Raw genomic sequence first — 12,163 nt, 5'->3', positions numbered from 1 at the left:
ATGCTCAACGCCCTGATCGACTGGTCGGCCCGCAACCGTTTCCTGGTGCTGCTGGCAACGGTGTTCGTGGTGATCGCAGGGGTGGTGGCGGTGATGCGCACGCCGCTCGATGCGCTGCCGGATCTGTCCGACGTGCAGGTCATCGTGTACAGCGAGTTCCCGGGGCAGGCGCCGCAGGTGGTCGAAGATCAGGTGACCTATCCGCTCGCCACGGCGATGCTTTCGGTGCCCAAGTCGAAGGTCGTGCGGGGGTTCTCCTTCTTTGGTGCGTCCTTCGTGTACGTCATCTTCGAAGATGGCACCGACATCTACTGGGCACGCTCACGCGTACTTGAATACCTCAACTCTGCCGCTGGCCGGCTACCGGCCGGGGTGGCGCCGCAGCTCGGGCCCGACGCCACTGGCGTAGGCTGGGTATATCAGTACGCGCTGGTCGCCAAGAACAAGACGCTCGCCGAACTGCGCACGATTCAGGACTGGTACCTGCGCTATCAACTGAGCAAGGCACATGGCGTAGCCGAGGTCGCTTCGATCGGCGGCTTCGTGCAGCAGTATCAGGTCACGGTCGATCCGATCAAGCTGCGCGCCTATGGCATCCCGCTCAAAAAGGTCAGCGAAGCGATCCGCAGCTCCAACCGCGATGTCGGCGGCCGTGTCGTCGAAATGGCGGAAACGGAATACATGGTGCGCGGCCGTGGCTACCTGCGGGGCACCGCCGACATTGCCGGCCTCGTGCTCAAGGCCGCCAACGGCACGCCGGTGCGCATCAGCGATATCGCGCGGGTCGAGCTTGTGCCGGACGAGCGGCGCGGGCTGGCTGAGCTGGACGGTGAGGGCGAAGTGGTTGGCGGTATCGTCAGCGCGCGCTTCGGGCAAAACGCGCTGGAGGTGATCCGCAACGTCAAGGACAAGATCGGCGAGGTCTCGTCCGGCCTGCCGGAAGGGGTGACCTTGAAGCCCGTCTACGACCGATCAGAGCTGATCCTCCGCGCGATCGAAACCCTCAAGGGCACGCTGATCGAAGAGTCGTTGATCGTTGCGCTGGTCTGCATTGTTTTCCTGCTGCATGTGCGCAGCGCACTGGTCGCGATCCTAATGCTGCCGGTAGGGGTGTTGATTGCCTTCATTGCGATGCACGCGCTGGGCATGAACTCCAACATCATGAGCCTGGGCGGCATCGCAATCGCCATCGGCGCGATGGTCGACGCCGCCATCGTCATGATCGAAAACGCGCACAAGCACATCGAGCGGCTCCAGCCCGGCGAATCGCGCGCAGAGGCGATGGTAGAGGCCTGCAAGGAAGTGGGGCCGTCGCTGTTCTTTTCGCTGCTGATCATCACCGTGTCCTTCCTGCCAGTGTTCACGCTGGAATCGCAGGAGGGCCGGCTCTTCGCGCCGCTAGCCTGGACCAAGACCTTCGCGATGGCAGGCGCTGCGCTGCTGTCGGTGACGCTGGTGCCGGTGCTGATGATGCTGTTCGTGCGCGGCCGCATCATGCCGGAGGCGCGCAACCCGGTGAATCGCGCGCTGATCTGGGCCTACCGCCCGATCATCGCGGCGGTGATGCGCTGGAAGAAGAGCACCATCGCGCTGGCGCTGCTGGCTTTGCTGGCAAGCGCCTGGCCGGCGTCGCGCCTGGGCAGCGAGTTCATGCCCACGCTCAACGAGGGCACGCTGTTCTACATGCCGACTTCGCTGCCGGCGATGTCGATCACCAAGGCGGCCGAGCTGCTGCAAACGCAGAACCGCATCATCAAGAGCTTCCCCGAAGTGGCCTCGGTATTCGGCAAGGCCGGCCGCGCCAACACTGCCACCGACCCGGCGCCGACCGAGATGTTCGAGACGGTGATCAACCTCAAGCCGGAGGCCGAATGGCGCCCCGGCATGAACATCGACAAGCTGATCGCCGAGATGGACAAGGCCTTGCAGTTCCCCGGCGTATCGAACGCCTGGACGATGCCGATCAAGGCGCGCATCGACATGCTCTCCACCGGCATCCGCACGCCGATCGGCATCAAGGTCTTCGGCAAGGATCTGGATGAGATGGAGCGTCTCGCCAAGGAAATCGAAGCGGTCGTCAAGCAGGTGCCGGGCACCACCAGCGCGTTTGCCGAGCGCATTACCGGCGGTTTCTACCTCGACATCGAGCCGGACCGCGAAGCACTGGCGCGCTACGGGCTGGGCGTCGGCGAGTTGCAGGACGTGATCGCCACCGCGCTCGGCGGCGAAATGGTGACGACCACCGTTGAGGGGCGCGAACGCTTTGGCGTGACGGTGCGCTACCCGCGCGAACTGCGCGACAGCCCGCAGCAGATCGCCTCGCAGGTGCTGGTGCCGACGATGGGCGGCGCGATGGTGCCGCTGGGGCAAGTGGCGCGGGTGTCGATCACCCGCGGGGCGCCGGCGATCCGAACCGAGAACGCGCTGCTTTCCGCCTACATCTACATCGACATACGTGACCGCGATATCGGTTCGTATGTGAAGGACGCGCAGAAAGCGGTGGCCGACAAGGTGAAGTTCCCGCCCGGCTACTACGCCAGCTGGAGCGGCCAGTTCGAATCCATGCAGCGCGCGATCGAGAAGATGAAGGTGGTGCTGCCGGTAACGCTGCTGATCATCTTCCTGCTGCTCTACCTGAACTTCCGGCGCCTCACCGAAACTTTCATCGTGATGCTCTCGGTCCCCTTCGCACTGATCGGCGGCGTATGGCTGATGTGGGCGCTGGGCTACAACCTGTCGGTGGCGGTGGCGGTGGGCTTCATTGCCCTGGGCGGCGTTGCTGCCGAAACCGGCGTCGTGATGCTGATCTACCTCGACCACGCCTGGCGCGACATCAGTGCCAAACGGGCGGGCGAGGGCACTTTGCCGAGCGCGCAGGATCTCTACGCTGCAGTGATGGAAGGTGCGGTAGAGCGGGTACGGCCAAAGATGATGACGGTGGTGGCCATCATGGCAGGCCTGCTGCCGATCATGTGGAGCCACGGCTCGGGTTCGGAGGTGATGCGCCGCATCGCTGCGCCGATGGTCGGCGGCATGGTTTCATCGACGGTGCTGACGCTTGTGGTGATCCCCGCGATTTACGCGCTGGTGAAAGGCTGGCGGCTGGAACATCCACGCGGTGCGGCCGGCAAGGTCGCAGTGCACGGCATCTAGTCCGTACCCGCATCAGGAATCGCTTCTACGGCTGCGAAGCCGCCCCCCGGCGTGCGGAAGTTGGTGGTCTGGCCACGGTACAGGCGTGCTGCAAACAACTGGACGGCGCCAGCGTAGGCATAGGCACGCAAGTCACTCTTCAGTTGCACCTCTTCACCGCCCACACACTGCACCCGTGCCGCCGGCAGCACGTGGCGCTGCGCCACGTAGTTGCCAGCCATAATCTCGTCGAAGACCCGTCTGGTCAGCTTGTCGCCACGATAGGTAGCCTTGCCGCCGAACCCGGTTGCTGGCTTGAAGAACCAGTCACCGCGCTCCCGCCAGAGCGTTGCCGCGTCGGCTGCAACCACCCGGCGGGTCTCTGGCACCAGCGCCAGGCACAAGGCAATGTCGTTGTCCGCTGCGCCGATCGAGCGCAGGAAGGCTGCATCGCTCAGGCGCGCAAGGTGACGCTTGTCGGCGTACAACGCATGGGCCCGCGGATGCGGCGTAATGACTGCGCGTTGCCGCATCCAGGCTTCTCTCAGTGCGGCACTCGCGGGGGCGTCGAAGTAGAAATCGGTGCTGCGGTTGTAGACCAGATCGACTGCCTGCCCACCCAACATCAGTCGCCCGCCGGAGACCGAAAGGTCCCGCGGATCGCAGATGCTGGCACTCAGTCCGGCGCGTTCAAACAGGCGCTGAAAGAGGAGGAACTCAGGCAACAGATATTGTTCGGCGGGGGCGTCGTCGACAATTGCGATGTGTCGCAAAGGCGCGTCTTCGCGCACGGCCGCCCACTCCGCACGGAACATCTCGATGAATGCGGTCTCGGTCGGGTCGTTCTCCGCTTCGAATCGCGTGGCGTTGCAGCACATGCGCTGCGCCCGCGCCAGCACCGCGTTGAGCAGGCCGCCTCCCGCATTGGTATTGATCTCGATGAGCTGCGGCCCGGTGTCGCCGAGGTGTAAGTCGTATCCCATGAACACGCTACGCGCGTTGCAGGGGGTCGATGCTGCCGATGGCGCGTCGGACAGCGCCATCTGCTGCCAGCCTTCGAGTGCAACGATCCTTTCGTGCGCTGCGACGAAGGCTCTGATCCGCCCAAGATCGCGTTCGCCAACGTACAGGGTGGTCTCGGAAAACAGATGGGGGCGCGCCTCCTCGATCATCGCGATGAGCGCGCCATCGTGCTGGTCGCCGCGCAATTCCTTGCGCAATTGCGCGCGATCGAGCGTCACGCAGGCGCAGCGCTGGTTGAGCCATGACGCAAGGGCTGCGCCCTTACCGGGCCTTGGGGCGGGGGCTTCCTTCATCGGCGGCTCCAAATTCTGGAGGTGCAAGTATCCGGCGTCTGCCCGCCTGACTCCTGACAAAAGTCAGCCCGTGTGGCGATCAGAAGCGGGAAAAGTCAGGCTTGCGCTTTTCGACGAAGGCAGCGAATGCCTCTTTGGCTTCATCTGACTGCAGCAACTGTTTGAAGAGCTCGGCTTCGGCGGCGATCGTGCGACGCGCCGCGTCCTGGCTCGCCTGACGGATCAGCTCACGGGTACCGCGCAAGGCCTGGGGCGGTTTTGCGGCAAGTTTGATCGCCCAGCCGAGCGCGTGGTCGAACACCTCGGCGTTGGGCAGAACCACGTTCACCAGCCCGGCGCTGGCGGCCACATTCGCGGTGAACGGTTCGCCGAGCAGCAACCACTCGTTCGCGCGCGCCGCGCCCACCCGTTGCGCCAGCAAGAGGCTGGAACCACCCTCGGCGCACAACCCCAGGTTCACGAAGGGCACAGCGAAGGTGGTCTGTTCGCCGCACGCCACAAGGTCGCAGTGGAGCAGCAGGGTGGTGCCGATGCCGACCGCGGGACCGCACACCGCGGCTACCATCGGCTTGCGCAACTCGGTGAGCAGACGCAGCAGCCGCATCACCGGCGCCGTGTCGTCGAGCGGCGGGTGTTCCAGGAAATCAGCGATGTCGTTGCCAGCACTGAAGGCGTGTTCTGACCCGGCGATCAGCAAGGCCCTCACGCCGGCATCGCTTTCAGCCTCGCAAAATGCGTCGATCAGCGATTCGTACATCGCGGCGGTCAACGCGTTCTTCTTGTCCGGCCGGTTGATGCGGATGATGCGAACGCGCTCGCGCGTCTCGGTGGTGATGAGTGCCGTCACGTCAGGAGCTCCCCGGTTTGCGGAATGTTATCCATACGGCGCAGTATAGTGGGGCGACCGGCGCGGGACTGTCGTCGCGCAGATTTCCTTGTCGGCGGGCAATGGCAGGGCGTGGCGCATCTGTGCGATGCTTCGGCCTTTCCGGTTTCTTCTTTGCTTCCATGAAGGTCTTCGGTATCGCCGGTTATTCCGGCTCCGGCAAAACCACCTTGATCGAACGGATGCTGCCCGTCATTCGGGCACGCGGCCTGCGGGTTTCCCTGATCAAGCACACCCACCACGGGTTTGACGTCGACAAGCCGGGGAAAGACTCATTCCGCTTTCGCGAAGCCGGCGCCTGCGAGGTGCTGCTGGCGGGCGGGCAGCGCTGGGCGTTGATGCACGAGTTGCGGGACGAACCTGAGCCTACGCTGGACGACCAGCTTGCGCGCCTTTCCGCGGTGGATCTGGTGCTGGTCGAAGGCTTTCGCACCTCGGACATTCCCAAGATCGAAGTGCATCGCCCAGCCGCAGGGCATGCCTTGCTGTTTGATCACTTCCCGAACGTGATTGCAATTGCCAGCGACACGGCCCTCGACGTCGGCCTGCCGCAACTCGACCTCAATGACCCGGCGCGCATTGCCGAGTTCATCCTGAACACCGTGGGGCTCGCATGAAATCGCCCTTGCTTTCCTACGAAGATGCACTGAACGCCCTGCTGGACGCAGCAAACGTGCTGGCCGGCGATGAGACTGTCGCGCTGATGGAGGCCGCGGGTCGCGTGCTCGCTAACGACCTGCATTCAACGTTGGCAGTGCCGCCGCAAGACAACTCGGCGATGGACGGGTACGCATTGCGCGCGAACGACGTGCCCGCTGCCGGAACACGTCTGCCGGTGAGTCAGCGGATACCGGCCGGCGCCAACGGGCAGCCGCTGACGCCGGGAAGCGCCGCGCGCATTTTTACCGGTGCACCAATCCCTGCAGGGGCCGACGCCGTGGTCATGCAGGAGCACTCTCGGCAGGACGGCGACCATGTACTGATCGACGAATTGCCGCGCACAGGACAGAACATCCGACGCAGGGGCGAAGACATCGCCGCCGATGCGCTGGTGTTGCCCGGCGGCACGCGTCTCGGCGGTGCCGAGATCGGGCTCGCGGCATCGGTGGGCGCAGCCAGCGTGAGCGTGCGGCGGCGCCTGAAAGTCGCGTGCTTCTTCACCGGCGATGAACTGCGCGAGCCAGGCACACCCTTGCCGCCCGGCGCGATCTACAACTCCAACCGGTACATGCTCGCCACGCTCTTGCGCCAGGCAGGATGTGACGTCACCGATCTGGGCATCGTGCGGGACGACCTCGGCGCGACGCGTGAAGCCCTGCGCCTGGCCTCGTCAGAGCACGACCTCGTGCTCACCAGCGGCGGGGTATCGGTCGGCGAAGAGGACCATGTGAAGGCGGCTGTCGAAACTGAAGGCCGCCTTGCGCTCTGGAAGATCGCGATCAAACCCGGTAAACCGCTAGCCTTCGGAACAGTCGGGCAAGCTGATTTCATCGGCCTGCCGGGCAATCCGGTGTCGGCCTTTGTCACCTATGTGATGCTGGTACTGCCCTATCTGCGCAAACGCCAGGGTTTGCGCGATGCACGCCTGCGGGAACGGTTGGTCACCGCCGGGTTCGAATGGAAGAGACCGGAGAGCCGCCGCGAATTCCTGCGCGCCCGTGTCAATGAGAGTGGCTGTGCGATGCTCTACGAGAAGCAGGGCTCCGCGGTACTGACTTCCTGTGCCTGGGCTGACGGATTGGTCGTCGTGCCGCCAGGCGAAACCATTGCGCTGGGATCTTTGATCCGATTCATCAACCTGCAAGAGGTCCTCTGAGTCATGTCGGTGTCGGTGCTGTTCTTTGCATCCTTGCGCGAAGCCATTGGCCAGAGCAGCTTGGTCATCGAGCTGCCTGCGGGCGTTGCAACGGTGGGCCAACTGCGCACGCAGCTTGCATCGCGCGGTGGCGACTGGGCGGCACTCGGGCCGGGGCGCGCCGTGCGGGCGGCAGTCAATCAGGACATGGTGGTTCCTGACCACCCGCTGCGCGACGGTGACGAAATCGCCTTCTTTCCACCGGTCACCGGGGGCTGAGAGGCGGCGATGAGCGTTTCCGTCCGTCATGACGATTTCGATGTCGGCGCGGAAACGCGTGCGCTGACAGGGCAACGTACCGACTGCGGCGCGGTCGCGAGCTTTGTCGGATTGGTCCGCGGCGCCTCCGACGGCGTTTCCGCGATGACGCTGGAGCACTACCCGGGCATGACGGAGCGTGCGCTCAGCGCGATCGAGGCCGAGGCGCGCACGCGCTGGACGCTGGGTGAAGTCCGCATCATCCACCGCATCGGTCGCCTGCTGCCGGGAGAACAGATCGTCTTTGTCGGGGTGGCGGCGTCCCACCGCGGCGAAGCGTTTGCGGCCTGCGAGTTCATCATGGATTACCTCAAGACGCGCGCACCGTTCTGGAAGAAGGAAGAAACCGCAGCAGGCAGCCGCTGGGTGGATGCGCGTGACGCGGACGACACGGCCGCCGAGCGTTGGCAGAAGTCCTGAGCAAGGGACGTCCCCCGATACCACGGCGCGGGGATATGTCGTAAATTCAGGAGTCTTCGATTCGCCCTGGAACCACTGTGACGTATCCGGAAGCCGGCTTCGCCCATTCTGAGGCCCCTCCATTCATGCGCGACGTGGACGAAGCGTGGCATCTGCTGCTTCGCGACCCGCAACAGGCGCACGAACTGGCTCAGGCGATCACGCGCGCCGGACATGCCGCGGGCGACCAGCACCAGATACTGTGCGGCGAAATGCTCGAACTCTCGATCCGGGCGCGCATGGCGAATGAACCGGAGGCCTTCATCGCCGAGGCGGTGCGTATCCGCGAAGCCCTGTCCCAGCAAGGAGACCCGCGCAACGCCCTGCGCCTCGTCGTAGTGGAAGCCAATGCGCTGGCGGACCTTGAACAGCGCGTCGAAGCCTTGGCGCTGATCGATCGCATGTTGCCGGAAGCGCGACGCTGGCTTGATGCGGCAGACCTGGGGCGGCTCCTCAATTCCGGCGGTGCAATCCGCGTCGATGAGGGGCTTCACGCCGAAGCGGTTACCGCCTGGTACGAGGCGCTCGAACTGCTGCAAGGCATACCGCCCACCCCGGTACTCTGCATGGTCACCCTTAACGTGGGCGTGATGTACATGCGTTTCGGGAATTTTGCGGCCGCCGAGCCCCATCTGCGCGAGGCACTTCGTCTGGTGGAAGAGCAGTCCGTGACGGGGATGACCAATATCTGCGCCGGCAACCTCGCGTATGACCTGATCCAGCTCGGGCGGGCGGAGGAGGCATCGCGATTTCTGGAGGCGCTTGCCCCGCATGTCGAGCGCGACTACGACCTGCGCGAATACGCCTACTTCCAGATCGTCCGGTCGGAGGCCTGTTCCGCTCTGGGGCAACTGGCCGCAGCGCGACGCTGTCTCGACGAGGTCGAATCCTTTGGTGGCGAGGGCATCGACTCGCAGAACCAGCTCTATTACCGGATAGCCTTGCTTCGTCTGCTCAGGCGCGAAGGGCGCTTCGACGAGGCGCTCGCGACCCTGCGCCGCGCCGAAACCGACCCGTTGCATATCGACGACCCGCTCTACGAATTGCAGATTCTGCTTGAAGCATCCGAACTCATGCATGCCCTCGGCGACGATCGCAGTGCCTTTCGTTACGCCCGCCAGCACCATGACTATTCGATCGAGATGGATCGGGAGTTCCAGCGCGCCGATTTCCTTTCTCTGCACACCCGCTATGAGGTGCGCAAGGCGATCATTGATCGCGATTTCGAGGTCCGCCGTCGCAAGGAAGCGGATCTAGCCCGCGCCGAGATCGAAGCGCTGAATGCAGCGCTCGAAGCGCGCGTCCAGGAAATCGAGCGCCTGCAGGAGGCGCTGCGTGATCAGGCGATCCGGGATCCACTGACCGGGCTCTACAACCGCCGTTTCTTGCAGGAATTGCTCCCCACCATGGTGGCGCGCTGCAACCGTGAGGAACGGCAGGTCGTCCTGTGCCTGGTCGATGCCGACCACTTCAAGCGCGTCAATGACACTCACGGTCATGGCGTCGGCGATGCGGTGTTGCAGGCACTCGCTGAGGTGCTGCGACCGCTGGAGTCGGACGGAGTGGTCGTGGCGCGCTTCGGTGGCGAGGAGTTCGCGATTGCCTTCCCCGATTGCGCGCTCGATCAGGCCATCGAACGGCTGGATACCCTGCGGACACGCTTTGCCGGGTTGCAGCAGACCGCTCAGGATGGAACGCACTTCGCCGTGAGTTTCTCGGCCGGCGTTGCAGAGATGCCGGTTGGACTCGACCCCGCGGCGGCCGGTATCGACGCGTGGTTCGCGCTGGCAGACGAGGCGCTCTACTGCGCCAAGGCGAGTGGCCGCAACCGGGTGGTCGGCAAGCGAGCAGTTCGGGTGGCGCAATGATCGAACCGCTGGGCAGGGCGCCGATCGGGCTTGAAGGCCTCGAATCATTCGGGCGCGACTGGCGCGAGACCGCCAATGAATTGTGGCGCGCCCGCCTGGGGTGGCCGCAGACCGTCCGGCGGATCGCATCGGGCGTTCGCGAAGCCACGGTTCGGCGAGGGGACGCCGCCGATACCGCGCGCATCGATCTGGTCCTGCTGTCGGTCGACCAGTTCGATCGGCAGGCCGTACGCAGCGGCACCGAATACGCCACGCACCTTGCCAGGGTCTTCGAAGCTGCAGGCGACGCGGAATGGCGCGCGCTGGCTTTGTTGCATGCCGCACGCGACCGGATGATGCAAGGCGCAGACGACGCCGCGGACGCACTTCTGGCATGGCTGGATCATGAAGGTGAGGCCGCCCACGTCATCGATCGCGCTTGGGCCCAGGCTGCGCGGGCGCGGGTTTTGAGCCTTCGCGGCGAGGAAGAAACCGGATTCAGGCTGGGCTACGAGGCCGTCGCCCTGCTGCAGGGCACTACGCCGTCTCCCGAGCGGGTGTTTGCAGTCATGAACCTCGGCGTTGCCCATCAGCGCTTCGGAAATCTTCGTACCGGCGAGGCGCTCCTCGCAGATGCGTTTGATACCGCACGCATGCTCGACATGCGCGAGGCCTTCTTTCTGCTCGCGGCCAATGTCGCCTCCATCCAGCTTGATCTCGGGATGGTCGAGCGCGCGCAGCAGACGCTCGCCGCCGTTTCGGACATACCCGACCGGCCCCCTGAACGTCATTATCACGAACTGATGATGTCGCTGGCCCTGCTGATGGGCGGTGACATTGATGGAGCCCGGGCCTGGTTCAATCTGGCGGCCCAAGCCCCGACCGGGGAGAGACCGCCAGCGATGTTGCAGGATTCACTGCGGATCGAAATTGCGCTGCTTCGGGCGGAAGGGCGTCTCGAGGAAGCGCTGGCGGTGTTTCGACAGGCTGAGGCGACGACTCCCGCAGCGCTCAATCATGTGGCGCATCTACATCTTCTCTCGGAGGCCGCTTCGCTCTTTGCGGATCTTGAGAACTGGGAACAGGCTTACGTCTATGAACGCAGGCATCGTGAAGGCTATCGCGCGCTGCAGCACCATGCCGCACGCGTCGAACGCTTTGCAGTGCAGGCGCGTTATGACTTGTACCGCAGCCAGGTCGAGCGCGACTTCGAGCGTCAGCGCCGCGAACACGCCGAGGCGGCGCGCGCGACGGTGCAGGCACTCAATGACAATCTTTCGACTCGTCTGAGCGAGATTCAGGCGCTGCAGTCCGCGCTGCAGGAACAGGTGATTACCGACCCCTTGACCCTGCTTTACAACCGGCGCTTCCTGAATGAAGTACTGCCGCGCGAACTGGAGCGCGCGGCGCGTGATGGCGGTTCAATTGTGGTGGCGATGCTCGATCTGGATGGTTTCAAACAGATCAATGATCTGCATGGACATACCATGGGCGATCAGGTGCTGCGGCAATTGGCCGGCTTGTTGCGCGAGCAGACGCGTGTGAGCGACTTCTGCTGTCGTTACGGCGGCGAGGAGTTTTGCCTCGTGCTGACCGGGCTGGATGCGGAGGGTGCCGAGTCGCGCATCAAGGGCATCCTCGATGCGTTCGGGCACGTCGAACTGGACGCACAGGGCGGAAGGCGCATTTCGGAACTGAGCTTCTCGGCCGGCGTAGCGGCGTATCCCGCTCACGGCTCTCACGTCGAAGCGCTGCTGTCGCTCGCCGACGCGGCCTTGCTCAGAGCAAAACGCGCCGGCAAGCGGCGCGTTTATCGGTGCGATCCGGCTATCGACCGGCCCGGTCGGCCGGATCCACACGGCTCGTCAGCCCAACTTTAACCCTCGATCATTTGCCGGTTTTGCGAACAGCACCCGTTGCGGCGCCGGCCATCGCGTCCATCGAGGCCTTCGCAAGCTGCTCGTAAGTACTGCGCGCGGCGTCAAAGGTCTTCTGGGCGACCGCAAATGCGTCTGCCGGATTGAAGCCGGCCGCGCCGAACGCCTTCTGCAAGCTCTCGGTAACGTCGTTCGCGCCAACCAGCGGTTGGCCGAGCAGTTTCCCCATCTCCGCCTGGGCGCTCGCAGCAATCGTCACGATCTCGCGGGTCGCGCCCATCATGCGTTCTGCCGTCCGCTGCGCCAGGCGCGTGCGGATTTCCATCGCCTCTGTCGGGTTCGAGATCGCAGCCGCTTCGGTCGCGTTCGCAAGCCCATCTTCGAGCAAGCCGCGGGCGAGGTTGACCTGCAGTTCGATCATCTTGCGCGCATTGTCAAACGAGAGCTGGGCGACCTGGGTAGCCAGTTCGAGGTTGCGTTGCTGGGTGGCTTGAATGCTGGCGTTCTGTTCGCTGCTCATGCTCGTCTCTCCA

The 12,163-nt window shown here is 64.4% G+C and carries 10 protein-coding genes; 7 read left to right on the top strand and 3 right to left on the bottom strand.

Annotated features, from left to right (window positions below; genetic code table 11):
• Window positions 1–3,153, top strand: coding sequence for an efflux RND transporter permease subunit (locus tag GGR36_RS03995; RefSeq protein ID WP_183632087.1), 3,153 nt, complete (start codon window positions 1–3; stop codon window positions 3,151–3,153).
• Here the strand turns inward: GGR36_RS03995 and GGR36_RS03990 are convergent.
• Both GGR36_RS03990 and GGR36_RS03985 read right to left on the bottom strand, forming a co-directional pair.
• Window positions 3,150–4,448 carry a hypothetical protein gene (locus GGR36_RS03990; protein WP_183632085.1) on the bottom strand — a complete coding sequence of 433 codons (1,299 nt, stop codon included), beginning with the start codon at window positions 4,446–4,448 and terminating at the stop codon, window positions 3,150–3,152. The two genes, GGR36_RS03995 and GGR36_RS03990, sit on opposite strands and share 4 nt — an antisense overlap.
• 79 nt (window positions 4,449–4,527) lie before the next feature.
• A complete protein-coding gene (locus GGR36_RS03985) occupies window positions 4,528–5,295 on the bottom strand; it encodes an enoyl-CoA hydratase-related protein (RefSeq protein WP_183632083.1) in 768 nt (255 codons plus the stop codon).
• A 161-nt stretch (window positions 5,296–5,456) separates the two neighbouring features.
• On the opposite strand from GGR36_RS03985, the gene mobB reads away from it, so the two are divergent.
• From mobB to GGR36_RS03955, 6 genes are all read left to right on the top strand, one after another.
• Complete coding sequence (mobB, locus tag GGR36_RS03980) at window positions 5,457–5,951, top strand: molybdopterin-guanine dinucleotide biosynthesis protein B (protein ID WP_183632081.1); 495 nt, start codon at window positions 5,457–5,459, stop codon at window positions 5,949–5,951.
• On the top strand, window positions 5,948–7,150 hold the full coding sequence (locus tag GGR36_RS03975) for a molybdopterin molybdotransferase MoeA (RefSeq protein WP_183632080.1): 1,203 nt from the start codon (window positions 5,948–5,950) through the stop codon (window positions 7,148–7,150). Before mobB ends, GGR36_RS03975 begins: the two co-directional genes overlap by 4 nt.
• Before the next feature lie 3 nt (window positions 7,151–7,153).
• Window positions 7,154–7,408, top strand: a complete 255-nt coding sequence (gene moaD, locus GGR36_RS03970) for a molybdopterin converting factor subunit 1 (protein WP_183632078.1) — start codon at window positions 7,154–7,156, stop codon at window positions 7,406–7,408.
• Between the two features lie 9 nt (window positions 7,409–7,417).
• Window positions 7,418–7,867 (top strand): molybdopterin synthase catalytic subunit MoaE, encoded by a 450-nt coding sequence (gene moaE / locus GGR36_RS03965; protein ID WP_183632076.1) that lies wholly within the window; start codon window positions 7,418–7,420, stop codon window positions 7,865–7,867.
• 125 nt (window positions 7,868–7,992) lie between these two features.
• Entirely contained in the window at window positions 7,993–9,774 is a 1,782-nt protein-coding gene (locus GGR36_RS03960) for a GGDEF domain-containing protein (protein WP_183632074.1), read from the top strand.
• Window positions 9,771–11,633 (top strand): GGDEF domain-containing protein, encoded by a 1,863-nt coding sequence (locus GGR36_RS03955; RefSeq protein ID WP_183632072.1) that lies wholly within the window; start codon window positions 9,771–9,773, stop codon window positions 11,631–11,633. Before GGR36_RS03960 ends, GGR36_RS03955 begins: the two co-directional genes overlap by 4 nt.
• Window positions 11,634–11,640: 7 nt before the next feature.
• Here the strand turns inward: GGR36_RS03955 and GGR36_RS03950 are convergent, their stop codons facing one another.
• Complete coding sequence (locus GGR36_RS03950) at window positions 11,641–12,150, bottom strand: phasin family protein (RefSeq protein WP_183632064.1); 510 nt, start codon at window positions 12,148–12,150, stop codon at window positions 11,641–11,643.
• Window positions 12,151–12,163 lie beyond the last annotated feature (13 nt).

The organism is Niveibacterium umoris, from assembly GCF_014197015.1.
GTDB lineage: Bacteria > Pseudomonadota > Gammaproteobacteria > Burkholderiales > Rhodocyclaceae > Niveibacterium > Niveibacterium umoris.
The sequence above is the reverse complement of the archived record's forward strand: the minus strand, read 5'-3'. Positions and strand labels throughout refer to the sequence as shown.